Origin of the sequence: Neorhizobium sp. NCHU2750 (assembly GCF_003597675.1) — a bacterium.
GTDB lineage: Bacteria > Pseudomonadota > Alphaproteobacteria > Rhizobiales > Rhizobiaceae > Neorhizobium.
Window position 1 is genome coordinate 436,766 of record NZ_CP030828.1, and the last position, 20,010, is coordinate 456,775.

A 20,010-nucleotide genomic window follows, 5' to 3' on the forward strand; every position below is an offset into this window, starting at 1 on the left:
TGACCATGAATTTCGGACTGACCGACGAACAGGAAATGATCGTCTCCACCGTGCGCAGCTTCGTCGAGACGGAAATCTATCCGCTGGAGGACGAGGTCGAGCGCCTTGGCTACGTGCCGAAAGAAATCGGGCAGGAGATCGCGCGGAAGACCAGGGAACTTGGCTTTTTCGGCTGCAACATGCCCGAAGACGTCGGCGGCGCGGGTCTCGACCACCTGACCTTCGCACTGGTCGAACGTGAACTCGGTCGCGGATCGATGGCGCTCACCGTATTCTTCGGCCGCCCCTCCGGCATCCTGATGGGCTGCAATGCCGAACAGCGCGAAAAATATCTGATACCCGCTACGACGGGTGAAAAATTCGATGCGCTTGCGATGACCGAGCCGGGCGCCGGGTCGGATGTGCGTGGAATGAAGACGTTTGCCAGGCAGGATGGGGACGACTGGATCGTCAACGGCACGAAACACTTCATCTCTCATGCCAATATTGCCGACTTCGTCATCGTCTTCATCGCAACCGGCGAGGAGCAGACGCCGCGGGGGCCGAAGAAGCTTATCACCTGTTTCCTTGTCGATCGCGGCACGCCCGGCTTCGAAATCCGCGAGGGCTACAATTCCGTCTCGCATCGCGGCTACAAGAACACGATCCTCACCTTCGACGACTGCCGCCTGCCTTCGTCGCAGATCCTCGGAGAGCCGCATAAGGGGTTCGATCTTGCCAATGACTGGCTCTACGGCACGCGCCTGACGGTTGCCGCAAACTGCGTTGGCCGGGCCCGTCGCGTGTTCGACTATGCGCTCAACTATGCCGCCGAGCGCAAGCAGTTCGGCAAGCCGATCGGCGCCAATCAGGGCGTTTCCTTCAAGCTGGCCGATATGATCACCGAAATCGACGCGGCCGATTTTCTCACCCTGCACGGCGCCTGGCTGCTCGACCAGAATAAGCCGTCGAACCGTGAGATCGCTTCCGCCAAGCTTTATGCTTCCGAGATGCTGGCCAGAGTGACGGATGAGGCGATCCAGATCTATGGCGGCATGGGGCTGATGGACGATCTGCCATTGGCAAGGTTTTGGCGGGATGCCCGCGTCGAGCGCATCTGGGATGGAACATCGGAGATCCAACGGCACATCATCAGCCGCGACCTCCTCCGGCCCTTGGGAGCATGATCCGATGCCCCGGCCGCTCGACCGACTGACGCGTCCCGAAACTATCGCCGTGTTTGGCGGCAAGGAGGCTGGCCGCGTCGTCGAACAATGTCGCAAGATGGGGTACGAAGGTCAGATCTGGCCGGTGCACCCAACCAAGGACGAGGTCCATGGCTACAAATGCTTTCGCTCAGTTGCTGATCTTCCCGGTGTGCCGGACGCTTCGTTCGTTGGTGTCAACCGGCAACTGACCATAGAGATCATCCGCGAGCTTTCAGCCTTGGGCGCCGGCGGCGCGGTATGTTACGCGTCAGGTTTTCGCGAGGCGGTAAACGAGCTTGCCGATGGCGATGCGTTGCAGACGCAACTGGTGGCGGCAGCAGGCGACATGCCGATCCTTGGCCCAAACTGCTACGGCTTCATCAATATGCTGGACGGTGCGCTGATGTGGCCCGACCAACATGGCATGCTGCGGATTGATCGCGGCGTCGCAGTCCTGACGCAATCCTCCAACATCGCCTGCAATATCTCGATGCAGCAACGTGGCCTGCCGCTCGCCTATCTGATGACCGCCGGAAACCAGGCTCAAACAGGACTGGCGGACCTTGCCTGCACCGTCATCAAGGACCCGAGGGTGACGGCGGTCGGTCTGCATGTCGAAGGGTTCGACAGCCTTGCCTCGCTGGAGGGGCTGGCGACGCTTTCAAGGACGCTCGGCAAGCCGGTTGTGATGCTGAAGGTCGGAAAATCCGAAGCGGCGCAATTGGCCACCGTCTCCCACACGGCATCGCTTGCCGGCAATGACAGGATCTCCTCCGCCATCCTGGCGAGGCTTGGTATAGCCCGGGTCGATACGCTGCCCGAACTTCTGGAAACGCTGAAGCTGCTGCACCTCTATGGGCCGCTGCCGGGCAATGAGATCTCCTCGATGAGCTGTTCGGGCGGCGAAGCGTCGCTGATGGCCGATGCGGGCGTTCGAAGACGAATTTCCTATCGTGCGCTGCGCGATGAACAGAGCGCGCCGCTTCGCGAGACGCTTGGGCAGATGGTGACACTCGCTAACCCGCTCGACTATCACACCTTCGTCTGGGGCAACGGTGAGAAGCAGACGGCGGCTTTTTCGGCGATGATGCAGGGCGGCTATGCGCTCAATCTCGTCGTGCTCGATTTCCCTCGGCTCGATCGCTGCGACGCCTCGGACTGGCTGACGACTGTCAACGCCGTCGTCGCGGCGCATCGGACGACGGGTGCCAATGCGGGGATTGTGACGACCATGGCAGAGAACCTGCCGGAGAGTGTCGCGATAGGCTTGATGCAGGATGGCGTGGTTCCCTTCTACGGTATCGAGGAAGCGCTGGCCGCCGCGGATGCCGCAGCCTTTATCGGCGCAGCCTGGGCCGCGCCGATGCCCGAACCGTTGTTGAAACCGGCAGCCGCTTCGGCCGATGTGATCACTCTCAGCGAGGACGAGGCCAAGCGCGAGCTTTCAGCCTATGGCCTGCCGGTGCCGGAAGGCCTCGTCGAGACATCGCCGGAGGCGGCGGGCACTGCGGCCGAAAGGCTGGGCTTTCCCATCGCCCTGAAAGGGCGCGGCGTTGCTCACAAGACGGAGGCGGGCGCTGTCAGGCTGAACCTGAAAAGCAGCGATGAGGTGATTTCTGCGGCAAAGGCCATGGCGGGTGTGGCCCAGGGCTATCTCGTGGAGAAAATGGCGGCAAAACCAGTGGCGGAAATCATCATCGGCGCGATGCGCGATCCCGTGGCCGGTCTCGTCATGACCGTTGGTGCCGGTGGCATATTCGTTGAATTGCTGGACGATACGGCGCTGATTACTCTTCCTGCTTCCGATGCCGCCATTTCCGAGGCCGTCGGCGGGTTGAAGATCATGAAATTGCTGGAGGGCTATCGTGGCGGCCCGAGAGGCGATATCGCTGCCTTGGAGAAAGCGATAGCTTCGGTCGCCGCCTATCTCATGGCCAACGCCACCGATATCGAGGAGCTCGACATCAATCCGGTGATGGTCTTGCCGGAGGGCGAGGGTGTCGTGGCGGTGGATGCATTGATCAGACGGAGGATTGCATGAGCGACGAACCGATCAGGACCCGCCGCGAAGGGGGCATTCTGGAAATCACCATCGACCGGCCGAAGGCGAATGCGATCGACCTCGTCACCTCGCGGATCATGGGTCGGATCTTTGCGGATTTCCGCGACGACGAGACGTTGCGCGTGGCGATCGTGACGGGTGCTGGTCCAAAGTTTTTCTGTCCCGGCTGGGATCTGAAGGCGGCTGCCGCAGGGGATGCCGTCGATGGTGATTACGGCATTGGTGGCTTTGGCGGCATGCAGGAGTTGCGTGATCTCAACAAGCCGATCATCGCGGCCGTGAATGGTATTTGCTGCGGTGGCGGACTTGAGATCGCGCTGTCGACGGATCTCATTCTTGCTGTCGAACATGCCACGTTCGCCTTGCCGGAGATCCGTTCCGGCACGGTGGCGGATGCGGCCTCGATCAAGCTGCCCAAGCGTATTCCCTATCATATCGCCATGGACATGCTGTTGACCGGTCGGTGGCTCGACGTTCACGAGGCGCATCGCTGGGGCTTCGTCAACGAGGTGTTGCCGGCCGACAAATTGATGGATCGTGCCTGGGAACTCGCACGCCTGCTCGAGAGCGGCCCTCCGCTGGTCTATGCCGCGATCAAGGAAGTGGTACGTTCAGCGGAAGGCGAGGCGTTCCAGACCACGATGAACAGGATAACAAGGCGGCAGTTCAAGACCGTGGACATTCTCTATTCCAGTGAAGACCAGCTGGAGGGTGCTCGTGCCTTTGCCGAAAAGCGCGATCCGGTCTGGAAAGGGAAATAGGCAAGGGTCGGAAACACGGAACAAAAGGCATAGGTCTTCGGTTGCCTCTGGTGAGAGAGAGGATTGGCCATGACCTATTCACTGATCACGTCCGATAGACACGGGACAACACGCCGGAGGCTCGCGACCGCCGAGGACGCAGTCGAAAATATCGACAGACTTCGCGGCAGGGGCATACAGGTAACCGTGACGATCGAAAGCGAAGCAGGCTGCCCCGAAGACCTGACGGGATCCGAGCGGCGTATCATCGTCAAGGAAGGCCTGAGGGCTGCCATGGTCCATCGAGACAGGGGATGCTGCCCTTATGGTTGCGATGATAAGCGGCGGTCTCTCTGGTTGGCGGGATACGATTCCATAGAGCGTTGACTTTGGGCCAGAGGGCTGGATTATCGGCTCGATATTCAATCGAGTTCTTTTCATGATCGTTGATTTCTTCCAGCCTGATGATGCCGAAGCGCTGGCGCCGCTTCTTGAAGAGATGCAGTCCTATTACAGCGTCTTCTGTCCACAAAGAGACAGCATCGTTGCCACGCTTCGAGCGCTTCCGGCGGGTGTCGAAATTCTGGTTGCCAGGCTGGACGATCGCATCGTGGCATTTGCAGGTTTCGGCGCAAACTATGCTGGTCCGGGGCTGAAGCCGGGCTTTTTCCTCAAGGATCTCTATGTCACGGCGTCAGTACGTGGTCGCAACATCGGCAAGACTCTGATGGCGAAGATTGCCGCCATCGCTGTCGAGCGCGGTCATACCCGTATCGACTGGACTGCCTCGAAGGACGACGAAAAGCTGCTCCGCTTCTACGACAGGCTGGGCGGCAGCCGGAAGGAAGATCGCGTGTTCTTCCGGCTGGATGGCGCGGGGCTTAGGGCGCTTGCCAAAGAGGGGGCGCCTACGCTCGGCTGATCTCGTCCAGATACCAGTCTATGTAGCGTAATTCGTTTTGCTCCATTGGTGCGATCGGACCGGGGGCGAAGAAGCGGGAAACGACACCGCGGGCGGTATGCTCGATGATGGCCTTGTCCTCATCCGTCGTCACCTTCCAAAGCCAGGTCAGCTTTTCGAGGTCGTAGTCGCGGCCCTCTTCTGCCTTTTCGTCCACCAGCCAGATCAGTTCCATCGCGCATGTGTCGACCGTCTTTGGAATGAAGCGGTAGATCATGCCATGGTCGGCATAGCAGACGAGAAAGGTGGTGCCGCCGAGATGGATGGATGTGACGCCGCCGTCGAAACCGGAGAAGCGGCCCATCAGGGTGCTAAGCGGCTGGCCATCCTCACTGCCGGTTTTCACCCCGTCGTAAAGCGCGTAGCGGAATGCATGGATCGCCTCGCGGTTTTCGGCAGAATTCTGCCAGTGATTTCCGGAGCCGACCTGGATACCGAGCGCACAGGTGCGCTCTTCCATCTTCGCGTTGAGCTCCTCGATCATGTGCAGCGGTTGCTCCAGTGCATGGGTCTCGGAATATTCGGGATGCGCCGGACCGCAGTGGTAGCATTCGACATAGTTTTCCACCGCAAGCTTCCAGTTGGCATTCAGCGGATAGCTCTGGCGGTAGGCAACCTTGGCCGAAGCCCAGCCATACTGTCCGCAAGTAGCGTGCAGCAGGTTCTCGACCTCTGAAAAGTCGAGCGGCTCTTCGGCGAAGGAGATGAACACGAGCCCCTCAATCACTTTCACATGCAATTTCCGCAGGCCGTGATCTTCACGGCGAAAATCCTTTGGCATCAGGCGGGCGGCCTTGAGCCGACCGTCATTGGCAAAAGTCCAGGCGTGATAGGGACAAACGAAGGATTTCGCATTGCCTCTATCCTTGGTGCAGACTTCCGCACCGCGATGGCGACAGACATTGAGCATCGCATGCACCGTGCCGTCGCCCGCGCGGGTGAGGATCACTTGCTCTGGCCCGAGCCTGAACAGTTCGAAATCGTTGACATTCGGAATGACGCTTTCATGCGCCAGGCAGTGCCAATGGCGGAAGAAGACCCGTTGCATATCCCGTTCGAAGATTTCGGGGTCGAAATAGAAGGGACGGGTGAGGCCATAGCCAGGCCTGTGTGCGGCCACCAACTGGTCGATGCGGTCGCCAGAAATGCCGTCCTCGGTTTTTTCGGATGCAAGCATGAGGTGGTCTCCTTATGGCCGTGGTACCGGCCTCTATTTTGGTGAGGGGCAGCTTCTAGTCTTACATCCGCACCCGCTCGGCCTTCGGGTCATACATCGGCTGAATCGATGCTTCCGCCTTCACCCTCCGGCCGGCGATTTCGATTTCGTAGGTCGATGCCAGAACATCCGCGGCGCTTTCGCCCTTGCACGGCACGTAGCCCAGCCCGATCGCTCCGCCGAGGAAATGGCCGTAATTTCCCGACGTGATGGTCGAGACGATCTTGCCGTCGCGAACCACTGCCTCGTTATGGAAGAGCAGCGGCTCCGGATCTGTGAGCTTGAACTGCACAAGGCGGCGCTCCAGCCCTGCCTCTTTCTTGCGTAACACTGCGTCGCGGCCGATGAAGTCAGTTTTCTCCGTCCGCACGGCAAAGCCCAGGCCTGCCTCCAGAACATGGTCTTCGTCGGTAATATCGTGGCCGAAATGGCGGAAAGCCTTTTCGATGCGGCAGCTGTCCAGCGTATGCAGGCCACAGAGTTTGAGGCCGGTGTCCAAGCCCGCGTGCTCGATCGCCTCGAAGACATGCGCCGTCTGGTCGGCCGGAATATAGAGTTCCCAGCCGAGTTCGCCCACATAGGTGACGCGGTGGGCGCGGGCGAGACCCATGCCGATCTCGAGTTCCTGCATGGTGCCGAAGGGGTTGGCCGCATTGGAAAAATCATTGGGGCTGACTTTTTCGATCAGCTCCCGCGACTTCGGTCCCATCAGGCAGAGCACGCTTTCCGCAGAGGTGACATCGGTGATGACGACGAATTCGCTCTCCAGATTCTTCTTCAGCCAGGCAAGGTCGCGCTGAAGCGTGGCACCCGGTACGACGAGGAAGAAGGCCGTCTCCGAAAGGCGGGTTACGGTGAGATCACATTCGATGCCGCCCTTGCGGTTTAGCATCTGCGTATAGACGATGCGGCCGACATGCACGTCGATCTGGTTGGCGCAGATCCGGTTGAGAAATGCGCAGGCATCACGGCCTTCCACGCGGATCTTGCCGAACGAGGTCATGTCGAACAGGCCGACACCGGTCCTAACCGCCATATGTTCGTCACGCTGGTTTTCAAACCAGTTCTGGCGCTGCCAGCTGTAGCGATATTCGCGTTCCTGGCCTTCCGTCGCAAACCAGTTGGCGCGCTCCCAGCCCGCCACTTCGCCGAACACCGCACCGCGGGCCTTTAGATGCTCGTGGATCGGCGAGCGGCGCAGGCCGCGGGCCGTTGCCATCTGGCGATAGGGAAAATGGTCGTCGTAAAGCAGACCGAGCGTTTCCCTCACGCGCTCGCGCAGGTAGGTTCGGTTCTTCTGGAAGGGCTGGGCGCGGCGGATGTCCACTTCCCACAGATCGAAGGGCGGCTCTCCGTCATTCATCCATTGGGCGAGCGCCATGCCCGCGCCGCCCGACGAAACAATGCCGATCGAGTTGTATCCGGCAGCCACCCAGTAGCCTTTGATCTCGGGCGTTTCGCCAAGATAGTAGCGATCATCCGGGGTAAAGCTTTCCGGTCCGCAGAAGAAGGTATGGATGCCGGCCGTTTCCAGCATCGGCATGCGGTTGATCGCCATTTCCAGGATTGGTTGGAAATGATCGAAATCGTCCGGTAGCTGGTCGAAGCAGAAGTCCTCGCGGATAACCTCGCCTTTCGCTGGCCAGGGCTTGGCCTTCAGTTCGAAGGCGCCGAGCAGCATCTTGCCGGCATCCTCCTTGTAATAGGCCTGTTCGTCCGGCACGCGCAGTACCGGCAATTGTGTCAGCCCGGTGATCGGTTCGGTCACCACATAGAAGTGCTCGCAGGCATGCAGCGGAACCGTTACCCCCGACCGGGCGGCAAGATCACGCCCCCACATGCCGGCGCAGTTGACGACATTTTCGGTCTCGATGACATAGCGCTCGCCATTCTGCTCGCAGGCGACGCCAGTAACACGGCCGTTCCTGGTCATGACCTCGATGACCTTGACGCCTTCGATGATCGTGGCGCCGTTCTGACGGGCGCCCTTGGCAAGCGCCATGGCGATATTGGCCGGATCGCACTGGCCGTCGAGGGGCAGATGCACTGCGGCCTTGATGTCACCGATATTGAGATGCGGATAAAGTGCCTTCGTCTCTTCGGGAGAGATTTCGCGCACATCGACATTGAAGGCGCGTGCGAGTGAGGCCTGACGATAGATCTCTTCCTTGCGCTCTTCCGTCAAAGCCACGGTCATTGAACCGTTCTGCCTCATGCCGGTGCCGATGCCTGTCTCGGCCTCGAGCCTGACATAGAGGTCGGCGGAGTATTTGGCGAGCCGTGTCATGTTCTGGCTGGCGCGCAACTGGCCGATCAGGCCTGCCGCATGCCAGGTGGTGCCGGAGGTCAGTTGCTTGCGCTCGAGGAGCACGACATCGGTCCAGCCAAGCTTGGCAAGATGATAGGCGACGGAACAACCGGACACACCGCCGCCGATGATGACTGCACGGGCCTTCTGCGGAATAGGCTTGCTCATGTGCGGATCCTCTCGTTGGTCGGATCCCAGAGCGGCCCGTCGGGTTGCACCACCGCCTTGAAGCGGTCGCCGAATATTTCGACCTCGAGTTCGGTTCCGGGCTCGGCGAGATCTGCGCGAAGCATGCCGAGCGCGAGCGAGCGTCCTAACCGATAACCCCAGTTGCCCGAGGTCGTTTCGCCGACCACGCTGCCGGCATGCCAGAGCGTCGACATATAGGGGGCATCGCAATCGCCGGCCTCGACCGTCAGCGTGACGAAGCGCTTGGAGACGCCCGCCTGTTTTTCCGCAGCCAGCGCCGCTTTGCCCTTGAAGTCGGGCTTGCTCCAGTCGACAAAGCGCTCCAGCCCGCCCTGCAGAACCGTGTAATCGGTCGACAGGTCGCCCTTCCAGGCACGGTATCCCTTTTCGATGCGCAGGCTATCCAGCGCTTCCATACCGAAGGGCTTCAGCCCGTGCTTCTGGCCCGCCGCCCAGACGGCGTCGAAGATCGGCGCGGTATCATCGAGCTTGGTGTGGATCTCCCAGCCGAGTTCGCCGGCAAAGGAGACCCGTACCAACTGGCACCAGCGCCCGGCAATCTGTGCCGACTGATGGGTGAGCCATCCCTTGGACAGGTCGCCATCGCTCACCTCGGCCAGGATCTCGCGGCTCTTCGGCCCGGACAGGATCTGGCAGGAAAAGTCGTCAGTGACATCGTCGATCGTAAAGGCTGCATCGGTGGGACGATGCTTCTTCAGCCAGTCCAGATCGTGCCACTGGGCCGTCGCCGCAGTGATCAGGAAGAAAAAGTCATCGGCAAGCATCATCACCGACATTTCCGTGATGATACGGCCCTTGTCATCGGCAAAATAGGCAAGACCTATACGGCCGGGCTTTGGTACCTTGCCGGTGATCAGCGATGACAGCCATTCGGTGGCGCCTTCACCCTTCACTCGGTAGCGCGAGAAGCCGGGAAGGTCGAGAATGCCGGCGGCGTCCTTTACGGCAAGACATTCCTCCTCGATCCGCGCGCTCCAGGGGCCGTTGCGGCTCCAGGTCTGGGTCGCCTCTTCCGATATGTCGTCGCCGGGCTTTGCGTACCACATGGCCCGTTCCCAGCCGTTGAACGGTTTGAACTGGGCTCCGAGCGCGGCGATCCGGTCATGGATCGGCGAATGTTTCTTTCCGCGTCCAGCCGGCCAGTAATGCTTGGGAAAATGCATCGCGTATTCGTGGCCATAGATCTCCATGCCCTTGTCGACGCAATATTGCTTGTCGGAGGCGAACGCCGTGTAGCGCCGCGGATCGCAGCTCCACATGTCCCATTCCGTCTCGCCCTCGGTGACCCACTCGGCCAGAACCTTGCCGGCGCCGCCTGCCTGACAGATGCCGAAGGTGAAGACGCAGGCTTCGAAGGCGTTCGGCACGCCGGGCATCGGCCCGATCAGCGGATTGCCATCGGGCGCATAGGGGATCGGACCGTTGATCATCTTCGACAGGCCGGCCGTGCCGAGGATCGGCACTCGCTCGATCGCGTCGCTCAGATACCATTCAAGCCGATCGAGATCGTCGGGGAATAGCTGGAAGGAAAAATCATCCGGCATCGGATCGTCAGACGTTGCCCAATGGGCGCGGCAGTTCTTCTCGTAAGGGCCGAGATTCATGCCGTATTTTTCCTGGCGCAGATAATAGGAGGAATCCACATCGCGCATCAGCGGCAACTTGTGGCCGGCCTCCTTCGACCATGCGGCAAGTTCCGGGATCTCGTCGAAGAGAATGTATTGATGGCTCATCACCATCATCGGCACATCACGGCCGAACAATTTGCCCACTTCGCGGGCGTAATAGCCGGCGGCATTGACCACGTATTCGCACGCGATTTCGCCTTTCGGCGTCGTCAATATCCACTCGTCCTTCTCGCGGCGGGCGGCCGTGACAGGACAGAAGCGGATGACTTTCGCGCCCATGTCACGCGCACCCTTTGCCAGCGCCTGGGTAAGCTGAGCCGGGTCTATATCGCCATCATAGGGATCGTACAGTGCGCCGGTCAGTTCGTGCGTTTCAAGGAAAGGATATTTCGAGCGCATTTCGTCCGGCGAGAGAATATCCAGGTCCATGCCTTGGTAACGTCCCATCCCGACGACACACTTGAATTCGCGCAGACGCTCGCCGGTGTGTCCAAGGCGAAGCGAGCCGGTTACGTGGTAGTTCATCGGATAATCGACGAGCTTGCCGAGGTCGCGGTAGAGCGTGGCGGAATAGCGCTGCATGTTCATGATCGACCAGGAAGACGAAAAGGTCGGCACATTGCCGGCCGCATGCCATGTGGAACCGGCGGTCAGCTCGTTTTTCTCCAGTAGAACGCAGTCCGTCCAGCCTGCTTTTGCGAGATGATAGAGCGACGACGCGCCCACCGCACCGCCACCGATAATCACCACGCGCGCCCGTCCCGGCAATTCCGACATGCTTCAGATCCCCTTGTTTTGAAGGGAGGTTCGCAGGCGAATTGACGTTCATCAAGCAGGCAGAAACTGCTTTATTGATCGAGAATTTCGATTAGCGTGGCACTGGTTGTCTTCTGCGGAGTTGAGTATGCAGATCGAGTTGATCGAAACCTTTCTGGATTTGATGGAGACGCGCAGCTTCAACCGCACTGCCGAACGCATGAACCTCAGCCAGTCGAGCATTTCTCACCGGGTCAACGCTCTGGAAGCCGATCTGGACTGCAAGCTGTTTGTCAGGGGCAAGGGTGGCACGGTACCGACGGCTGCGGCGTTACGGTTTTTTGACCACGCCAAGGCCTTGCAGCAGAACTGGCATGAAGCGCTGAGGGCCGTGGAAGCGGCCGGCAGCTACGAACAGTCGATGCGGATCGGCATGCAGCATGATGTGGCAGAAGTCATCGGTGCGGAGTTTCTCAAGGCTTTGCGCAGGGAAATGCCCGGCACGTCCTTTTATCTCGAAGCGGATTATTCCAACCAGATGAACCGCGATCTCGGGGCGGGCGATCTGGATCTGGCTGTACTTTACACGCCTCACCATCTGCCTGATCTGCACTATGAGCGTATCGCCGATCTCTCCTATATGCTGGTCAGCACGAAAACCCACTCGCTGGAGGAGATCCTTCCCGATGATTATATCTACGCCAATTATTCGCCGGCCTTCGACCGTGCTCATCGGATGGCGATGGCACATTTGACCGCTGCTCCGCTCACGACGGGTCGCAATATGATGGTGCGCGATCTGTTACTGACGCTCGGCGGTACGGGCTATGTGCTGAAGGCGACCGCGCAGGAGATGATTTCTACCCGAAAAGCCAGCGCGGTCTCTGATGCGGTCGATCTCATGCAGACGGTATATGTCGCAACCACAGTCCGTTCGAGGCATCGTTCGCCACATCGCCGCGTGCTCCAGATCCTCTCGGAACTGGCGCAGCGCATATAGGTAAACAAATGTGATTATCTGGCATTTTTTATGCTTTGTTTTTACCAGTAACAATTCGCATTCATTGAAATCGTTGGCGTTTTTTGTTGGATTATCGTTAATACTTTGTGTGTTACAGGATTCACGACAGTCTGAAGCTGTATTACCATCGGTGTTGCGAGATGATTCGCAATAACGCTGATGATTAGCGAGGTTACATTGAACACATTTAGTCATGCTCAGGATCATGGCGGTTCAATCGAACACTGGGCCATGAATCGCGCACACCAGATCGTCGTCCATCAAGGCATGCGCCTTGTCGAGGCGGCTCAAAGCCTGGACAGAAAGCAGACAAGCGCCAATACATATGCCCTTCGCGCCGCGATCATGGAGTGCCTGATCGAGGCGATGCGCGAAGGTCCACATCCCATGGCGGCAGAATAAAATAGTCACCGAAAGTTTACCCTTGGGACTCGGGTGGTCCAAGGCGAGGCATCGCCCCTGCTGCATCCTGTGTTACAGTCCGGCAATCGACACTGCAGTGAATGGATTGCCATGCTTACAACACTTGCAATGTTAATGAGCCTGTCCGCGGTCAATACTGTTATGGCGCAAGCGGACAACGAGGTCGACGTCCAACTGGTGCTGGCGGTCGATACATCCCGCTCGATGGATAGCGAAGAGGCCCAAATTCAGCGTGAAGGCTATGTGTCGGCGCTGAAGCACAAGGAATTCATCGACGCGGTGAAGGACGGGCTGACCGGAAAGATCGCCATCAGCTATTTCGAATGGGCCGGAGATGTCGTTCCCGGGTCGGTGATCGATTGGCAGGTCATCGAAAACGAGCAGGATGCCATCGCCTTTGCCGACAAGCTTGAAGCGCGTCCGCTCGAGATGCAGCGGCGAACGTCGATTTCGGCTGCAATCGCCCAGGGCGCGGCGATGCTGGTTTCAGGGCCTTATCACGGCATCCGCAAAGTGATCGACATCTCGGGAGATGGTCCGAACAATTCCGGCAATCCGGTAGCACCCGCACGCGATAAGGCTGTCGAGGCCGGGATCATCATCAATGGCCTGGCGATCATGCTTCGGCCATCAGGCACGCCGGGCGGGCTCGATCAGTATTATGGAGATTGCGTCGTCGGAGGCCCGGGATCCTTCGTACTGCCCGTCCACAACATCGACGACTTTGCCGTCGCGGTCCGCCGGAAGCTGGTGATGGAAGTCAGCGGCATCGGCGCGCCGCCTGCTGTTCGCCGCATTGCAGACAAGCCAGCCATGTCGGATTGCCTTGTGGGAGAAAAGCAGTGGCAGGATATGTTCGACCGGTGAGAACCCATCAAGCCTTGATCCGTGAATGAAACGATTGTTATCCACTCCGGATAATATGATTTGCGAGCTGCGCCCAAGGGGACGAATATAACCCCGGATATCGAATGGTCGGCACCGCGCTTGTATCTCCCCGGCAGATTACGGCAGAGGAAATAACGTCAAGACGGCGGCGGCTCTTGGATGCCAGTTTGCGGCCAAATGTGTTTGATGGGGTGTAGGGCGCCCAAATGCTCTCCTGTCACATTCGTGCATAGGCCGTGACAATTCGTGTTCCAATTATTTTGGATCATTCTTCCGCCACATGCGTTAGCCAACGCTGTGTTCCCATCCGAACCCGAACGGATGGTAAGAAGACTATAAGGAGTACAGGGATGAAAAAGACACTTGCCGTAGCGCTTGCCGCATTTCCGATCGCATTCGTTGCCACCGCAGCTTCAGCTGCCGACATTATCAGCCGCCGTGACAGCGTACCGGCAGTTCAGGATACGGATCAGCGCGATGGCGTGCGCATCGGTTATCTGGATTGCTCGATCGGTGGCGGCGTAGGCTATGTCATCGGCTCGGCAAAGGAAGCCGATTGCGTATTCAAGTCGACCATGGGCAGTGAGCCGCTCGACCATTACACGGGTGTGGTCCGCAAGATGGGCGTGGACCTTGGCTTCACCACCAGGAGCCGGCTGATCTGGGCGGTCTTTGCCCCGACTGCTGGTTATCACCATGGCTCGCTCTCTGGTCTTTATCAGGGTGCAACTGCTGAGGCGACCCTGGGTGCGGGTATCGGAGCCAACATTCTGGTTGGCGGCACCTCCGGTTCGATCCACCTGCAGACGATCAGCGTGACGGGCCAACTGGGTCTCAACGTAGCCGCCACGGGCACCTCGCTGACGTTGACGCCAGCTGACCGCTAATGCGTTTCAACCTGCCCCGACAATCGTCGGGGCAGGTTGTTCCTGGCTTCGCCCTTGCGAAGCGTGGCGGCGGTCCATAACTTAGCGGAATAGATGCTTCCGTTTTTGAGGCGCATCCGCTTTGATCACTTGGTTCGTTTCAGGATTTCGCCATGGATCTCGAAAAAGTCTTGCGCTCGGTTGTCGCCGTCCGTTCGTCCATTCCGGACAAAGCATTTACCGCCGGCACGCTCGGGACCAGCCGAGAAGGAAGCGGCGTCGTTATTCGCGAGAACGGGCTTGTTCTTACGATCGGTTATCTGATTACAGAGGCTGACGAGGTATGGCTGACGCGTCATGATGGTCGTGTCGTGCAGGCCTATGTCATGGCATATGACCAGGAAAGCGGTTTCGGACTTGTGCAGGCGCTTGCGCCACTCGACCTTCCTGCGCTTCCGATCGGTGATTCCGACAATGCTTCGGTCGAGGATTCGATCGTCTTTGCCGATGGTGAGGGCCAGTATGTGCGTGGCCATATCGTCGCCAAGCAGGAATTCGCGGGCTATTGGGAATATTTGCTCGACGAGGCGATTTTCATCGCGCCGGCGCATCCATCCTGGGGTGGAGCGGCCCTTATTGATGCCGAAGGGAAGCTCGTCGGGCTCGGATCGCTGCGCCTGCAGATGAGCAAGGGCGGCGAAATTGCCGATATCAACATGGCGGTTCCGATCAACCTGCTCAAGCCCATCCTGGACGACGTGCTCAATCAGGGTGCGATCAACAAGCCGCCGCGACCATGGCTCGGCGCCTATTCCGCGGAAACCAACGGGGAAGTCGTGGTGATGAGCGTTACCGAAGACGGCCCAGCAGCCAAGGCCGGTCTGCGTCGGGGTGACGTCATTTCCGAAGTCCGCGACGGTGAAGTCGATGGGCTGGCGGACTTCTATCGCAAGGTATGGCAGAGCGGGTCTCCCGGCGCGGAGATCCCGATGCGCATCCTGCGGGACGGCCGCGAGGCGTGGCTGAGGGTCAAGTCTGCTGACCGGAACGATTTTCTGATCAAACCGTCGCTGCAATAGCCGCTATCGGATCAGGATAGCCCGGAAATCATTGACGTTGGTTCCGGTCGGGCCGGTCTCGAACAAGTCGCCTGTGGCTGCAAATCCGCTATAGCTGTCGTTGCGTTCGAGCAGCGAGCGCGGGTCCAGGCTGGTGGCGAGCAGGCGTTCGACGGTCGAGCCGTCGACAAAAGCTCCAGCATTGTTCTCCGAACCATCAATGCCGTCGGTGTCGGCCGCCAAGGCTTTGACGTCGAGACCGCTGATGCTCAGCGCGAGGGCAAGGGCGAATTCTCCGTTTCGTCCGCCTTTGCCGACCTTGGAGCGCAGTGTCACCGTTGTTTCTCCACCAGAGAGCAGCAAGGCAGGTTTGGCGAATGGTCGGTTTCGTGTGGCGATCTCGCGGGCGAGTGCCGCATGGACCATGGCAACATCGCGTGCCTCACCCTCGACTGAGTCGGACAGAATATGTGCCTTGATGCCGAAGTTTTGAGCCAGAGCCGCGGCAGCTTCCAGCGAGACGGAGGACGATGCGATGACGTAATGCTCGTTACGCGAAAAGCGTGCATCGTCCGGTCTTGGCGCTTCCGCTTCAGGAGAGTTGAGATGGGCGATAATGGCGGCCGGAAGCGACATTCGGTATCGCTCGACAATGGCGAGTGCTTCATCGCGGGTGCTGGCGTCCGGCACCGTCGGGCCCGATGCGACAAAGGCGGGATTGTCCCCGGGGATATCCGACACGATCAGGCTGACCACGCGTGACCTTGTAGCCGCAGCGAGCCTTCCCCCCTTGATGGTGGAGACGTGCTTGCGCACGACATTCATCGCCGAAATCGGTGCGCCGGAGGCAAGCAGCGCCTCGTTGAGAGCAATTTCATCATTTAGCGAGAGGCCTTCGGGAGGCGAAGGCAAAAGCGCCGATCCGCCACCGCAGATCAGCGCGATGACCAGATCCTCTTCCGAAAGGTTCTGGACTGTCTCGATCAATCGACGACTGGCTACGAGACCGGCCTCATCAGGCACCGGATGGGCGGCCTCGACAATCTCGATTGCTTCCGTGTGGCAGCCATATCCATAGCGAGTGACGACGATGCCGGTGAGTGGAGGGCCGTTCCATACCGTTTCGAGGGCGGCAGCCATCTGTGCTGCGCCCTTGCCGGCTCCGATCACTACCGTGCGTCCTTTCGCCGGTGGCGTCGGCAGATATTTTCGGATGCCGTAGATCGGATCGGCGGCCTTCACAGCCTCATCGAAGAGCCTTGCTAACAGTTGGCGATCGTCCACGGCATGCCTCCATTCGCTATCAGCACGTTCTGATCATGCGACGGCAGGTGCGTCAACGGTGTTCGGAAGGGTAATCGGCTCGCCGTTCGGCGCAACGGCTGGCTAGCAGCGTCGTTCCTCAGCCGAGGCCGGATGGCCGCTCTGTATGTGCGCCGAACAATTCAGGTCTGCGAAGCCGGTAAGGACGCCGTAGCTGCAACTCTTGGAGATTTTGGACAAGCGTCTCGCCCATCCCGGTGGATGAAGCGGCTTGGCGGCATGTGGGACTTGTGCGCCTGATCATGAACGGTGCGGATATCCTCCGCACCGTGGCCATGGCTCGGCCTCAGGAATAGGCAGGCTCCGAGAAGACCATGACCTTAGGCAGGTCTCCTTTGAACTTCTCGACTTCGACAACCGCGGTCTGACCGCAATTGCCTTGCGCCAGTTTCGAGGTTCCGATGCCTGTGGTCAGGTTATTCACGTCGCCATAGCGGCAGAGGCTCTTCGGCTCGCGCGGGGCGATGGGATCATACCAGCCACCTTCGTCGATGCGGATGACGCCGGGGCGGATCTCGTCAGTCACCCGAATGCCGGCAAGGATTTGGCCGCGATCGTTGAATACCCGAACGACATCGCCGCTGACCAGACCGCGCTGGCTGGCATCCGCAGGGTTCATCCAGCAGGGCTCGCGTCCGCTAACCGCATATTTTTCCCGCAGCGAGGTACCGCAAAGTTGCGAATGTAGCCGCATCCGTGGGTGATTGGCGGCAATCCCGAGCGGATACTTGGTTGTTGGTCCGTCCAGACGCTCGATGGGCTCCATCCATGTGGGATGCGGAGGGCAATCGTCATAGGCAAATTTCTCGATGTTATGCGAGTATATCTCGATCTTGCCCGATGGAGTGCCCAGCGCGTTCAATAGCGGATCGGCGCGGAAATCCGCATAGCGGACATAGTCCCGCTGTTCATCGGTCAATGGGAATTCCAATGCCTGATTGCTCTTCCAGAACACGTCGAAGACGGGCATTTCCATGCCCTTGGCGCGGGCCTCGATCTTGGCCGTCTCGTAGAAGTCCCTAATCCAGTCCATCTCGGTCTTGCCTTCGGTGAAGGCATAGCCGTGACCCATGCGGTTGGCGATCTCGGCAAAGATGTCGTAGTCGCTGCGCGCCTCGAAGAGTGGATCGACGATCTTGTGCATCGGAACGATATGGCTGAGCGCATAATCGCCGACCATGGAGATATCGTTGCGTTCGTAGGACGTGGTCGCGGGCAGCACGATATCGGCATGGCGTGCCGATGCTGTCCACTGGAAGTCATGCACGATGAAGGTCTCCAAGCGCTTCCACGCCTCAACCATCTGGTTGCGATCCTGCTGATGGGAAAATGGATTCCCACCGGCCCAATAGGCGAGCTTGATGGAGGGCAGGGTGATCTGGTGCCCATTATAGTCCAACTTCTTGCCGGGATTGAGAAGGGTCTCGACGAGACGTGATACGGGGATGGAAATGTTGCCTGTCGGCTGGAGCCAGGTTGCCCCGCTGCTGGAGGCGCTCTGTCCGGGCGTGTCGGTAATTCTGGGCAAGGTCGGTGAATTGCGGGTCGGTGCGCCGCCTGAAGCATAGTGATAACTGAGGCCGTAGCCGCCGCCGGGCAGACCGATCTGTCCGAGCATGGTGGCAAGCGTGATCAGCATCCAGTGGACCTGTTCCCCGTGGTGTTGGCGCTGTGTCGAATAGCCGAGACCGAGCATCGTGCGATGGGAGGCGAACTGTCTGGCCAGATCCTTGAGCTTGTCCGCCGGCACTCCACAGAGAGCCGATGCCCATTCCGCCGATTTGGGCTGCCCGTCGGTCTCGCCGGTCAGATACGGAATGAACTTGTCGAAGCCCACCGAATACTTGTCCATGAAGGCCTGATTATGCAGCTTCTCCATATAGAGCGTATGGGCAATGCCGAGCATCATCGCCACATCGGTCTGCGGCTTCGGAGCGATCCATTCCGATTTCAGCCGTTGTGCCGTCTCGGTATAGATCGGGTCGATGCAGATTGTCCGGACACCCGCGTCGCGGATCATGTCGACACCTGCATAGCCACCATGATCGCCGACAGTATTACCGATCTCTGAGTTGCGGAGCGGGTTGCAACCCCAGAACACCATCAGTTCTGTATTCTTGGCGACAACCGGCCATGTCGTGCACTGTTCGTAGACTTCGATCGAGCCGATCACATAAGGCAGAATGACCTGAGCGGCCCCGGTTGAGTAGTCACCGGCGCCATTGGTGAAGCCGCCATTCATCTTCAACATGCGGCGCAGCAGGGTCTGGCAGTTATGCAGATTGCCGGAACTGCGCCAGCCGTAGGAGCCGCCGAAGATTGCTTCGGCTCCATGCGCTTCCCGGACGCGGATAAGCTCCTTGGTTACCAGGTCGAGGGCCTTGTCCCAGCTGACGCGAACGAAGTCTCCTTCGCCTCGTCCATCCGGATCGGCTCCGGGGCCATTCTCCAACCATGCCCTGCGGACCATGGGATATTTGATGCGCGTCGGCGAATAGATCGAATCGGCAACGCCCGACAATTGCGGCGAAGGATACTGGTCGTGTTCCCAAGGGTTGAAGCTGGTGGCGCGGCCGTCCTTGACCTGCGCACGGAAGACACCCCAGTGACAGGCGGAAATGATGTCGTTGTCCAAGGCGGCGGCTCGTGCTCCCTTGGTCAGTAAGGGGCTGCCCGCAACGCCCATGGCCCCAATGGCCGCTGCACTCAAAAGGAACTGACGTCGCGAAATGGTTTTATCGATCAGATGAGTCATGAATATCGTTCCTAGTGGGTGACCGTAGTTTGAGCACGCGTCGCCATGGCGATCGTCTCGGAGATGGCGGAGAGATATGCGACCAGCAGCTTTGTTGCTGCCGCGTAAAAGCCGACTTGGTCACTGGCCTGGAGTCGACTTGACAGCACAAGCGTCCATGTCCGCAGCCTGCCAACAAGACCGGCGGCCTCTTGCATGTCCCCACACTTCAAAGCATAGGCCAATGCGGCCAGTTCTATGGCCAGGTGGTCAGCGGGCTCGGCGCAGGCGGCATCGACCGCAATGTCAAGCCTCTGCAATGTGGCATTCATCTCAGACAGCGGCTCCTGGAAAAGCCGATGGCCATCACCGTAATAGGCGCTCTCATATAGCAGCACTGTTCTCGGGCCGGTTATTCCTTCGAAAAGGTCGGTATAGCAGCGTTCCAGAATACGCTTTATTTCGGATGGTCCGCCTGCGTTGACGAGACCGAGCATTGCACCGGTTGCATCGTTGCACTCGAATATCTCACCGAGTTCCGTGAAAAGGATCACCGTCTCCTCCCTGCGGAGGTTTTCGACAAAGGTCTGATCCGGCGGCGCCAGGAAGATCTTTGCCAACCAGTCGGC

The 20,010-nt window shown here is 59.3% G+C and carries 15 protein-coding genes; 9 read left to right on the forward strand and 6 right to left on the reverse strand.

Annotation, left to right across the window (positions count from 1 at the left end):
* Positions 1-5: 5 nt before the first annotated feature.
* From NCHU2750_RS22735 to NCHU2750_RS22755, 4 genes are all read left to right on the forward strand, one after another.
* Positions 6-1,166: an acyl-CoA dehydrogenase family protein gene (locus NCHU2750_RS22735; protein WP_119944340.1), complete on the forward strand. Its 1,161-nt coding sequence runs from the start codon at positions 6-8 to the stop codon at positions 1,164-1,166.
* A 4-nt stretch (positions 1,167-1,170) separates the two neighbouring features.
* The gene (locus NCHU2750_RS22740; protein ID WP_119944030.1) at positions 1,171-3,228 is read left to right on the forward strand and encodes an acetate--CoA ligase family protein; all 2,058 of its coding nucleotides are present in this window, start codon (positions 1,171-1,173) and stop codon (positions 3,226-3,228) included.
* Entirely contained in the window at positions 3,225-4,010 is a 786-nt protein-coding gene (locus tag NCHU2750_RS22745; RefSeq protein WP_119944031.1) for a carnitinyl-CoA dehydratase, read from the forward strand. Before NCHU2750_RS22740 ends, NCHU2750_RS22745 begins: the two co-directional genes overlap by 4 nt.
* A 418-nt stretch (positions 4,011-4,428) precedes the next feature.
* The gene (locus NCHU2750_RS22755; protein WP_245480450.1) at positions 4,429-4,911 is read left to right on the forward strand and encodes a GNAT family N-acetyltransferase; all 483 of its coding nucleotides are present in this window, start codon (positions 4,429-4,431) and stop codon (positions 4,909-4,911) included.
* Here the strand turns inward: NCHU2750_RS22755 and NCHU2750_RS22760 are convergent.
* From NCHU2750_RS22760 to NCHU2750_RS22770, 3 genes are all read right to left on the reverse strand, one after another.
* A complete protein-coding gene (locus NCHU2750_RS22760) occupies positions 4,898-6,127 on the reverse strand; it encodes an aromatic ring-hydroxylating oxygenase subunit alpha (protein ID WP_119944033.1) in 1,230 nt (409 codons plus the stop codon). The two genes, NCHU2750_RS22755 and NCHU2750_RS22760, sit on opposite strands and share 14 nt — an antisense overlap.
* A gap of 61 nt (positions 6,128-6,188) precedes the next feature.
* Positions 6,189-8,642 (reverse strand): GcvT family protein, encoded by a 2,454-nt coding sequence (locus tag NCHU2750_RS22765; protein WP_119944034.1) that lies wholly within the window; start codon positions 8,640-8,642, stop codon positions 6,189-6,191.
* On the reverse strand, positions 8,639-11,089 hold the full coding sequence (locus tag NCHU2750_RS22770) for a GcvT family protein (protein ID WP_119944035.1): 2,451 nt from the start codon (positions 11,087-11,089) through the stop codon (positions 8,639-8,641). Before NCHU2750_RS22770 ends, NCHU2750_RS22765 begins: the two co-directional genes overlap by 4 nt.
* A 127-nt stretch (positions 11,090-11,216) precedes the next feature.
* Here NCHU2750_RS22770 and NCHU2750_RS22775 point away from each other — a divergent pair, with 127 nt between their 5' ends.
* The 5 genes from NCHU2750_RS22775 (at position 11,217) to NCHU2750_RS22795 (ending at position 15,345) form a co-directional block, all read left to right on the forward strand.
* Positions 11,217-12,068: a LysR family transcriptional regulator gene (locus tag NCHU2750_RS22775; RefSeq protein ID WP_119944036.1), complete on the forward strand. Its 852-nt coding sequence runs from the start codon at positions 11,217-11,219 to the stop codon at positions 12,066-12,068.
* A gap of 180 nt (positions 12,069-12,248) precedes the next feature.
* Positions 12,249-12,491: a hypothetical protein gene (locus NCHU2750_RS22780; protein ID WP_119944037.1), complete on the forward strand. Its 243-nt coding sequence runs from the start codon at positions 12,249-12,251 to the stop codon at positions 12,489-12,491.
* 111 nt (positions 12,492-12,602) lie between these two features.
* A complete protein-coding gene (locus tag NCHU2750_RS22785; protein WP_119944038.1) occupies positions 12,603-13,379 on the forward strand; it encodes a DUF1194 domain-containing protein in 777 nt (258 codons plus the stop codon).
* A gap of 371 nt (positions 13,380-13,750) precedes the next feature.
* A complete protein-coding gene (locus NCHU2750_RS22790) occupies positions 13,751-14,287 on the forward strand; it encodes a DUF992 domain-containing protein (protein ID WP_119944039.1) in 537 nt (178 codons plus the stop codon).
* Between the two features lie 152 nt (positions 14,288-14,439).
* Positions 14,440-15,345, forward strand: coding sequence for a S1C family serine protease (locus tag NCHU2750_RS22795; protein ID WP_119944040.1), 906 nt, complete (start codon positions 14,440-14,442; stop codon positions 15,343-15,345).
* Between the two features lie 3 nt (positions 15,346-15,348).
* On the opposite strand, the gene NCHU2750_RS22800 is transcribed toward NCHU2750_RS22795, so the two are convergent.
* From NCHU2750_RS22800 to NCHU2750_RS22810, 3 genes are all read right to left on the reverse strand, one after another.
* The gene (locus tag NCHU2750_RS22800) at positions 15,349-16,608 is read right to left on the reverse strand and encodes a glycerate kinase type-2 family protein (protein ID WP_119944041.1); all 1,260 of its coding nucleotides are present in this window, start codon (positions 16,606-16,608) and stop codon (positions 15,349-15,351) included.
* 325 nt (positions 16,609-16,933) lie between these two features.
* Complete coding sequence (torA, locus tag NCHU2750_RS22805) at positions 16,934-19,402, reverse strand: trimethylamine-N-oxide reductase TorA (RefSeq protein ID WP_119944042.1); 2,469 nt, start codon at positions 19,400-19,402, stop codon at positions 16,934-16,936.
* An 11-nt stretch (positions 19,403-19,413) separates the two neighbouring features.
* Entirely contained in the window at positions 19,414-20,001 is a 588-nt protein-coding gene (locus NCHU2750_RS22810; RefSeq protein WP_205583913.1) for a TorD/DmsD family molecular chaperone, read from the reverse strand.
* Positions 20,002-20,010 lie beyond the last annotated feature (9 nt).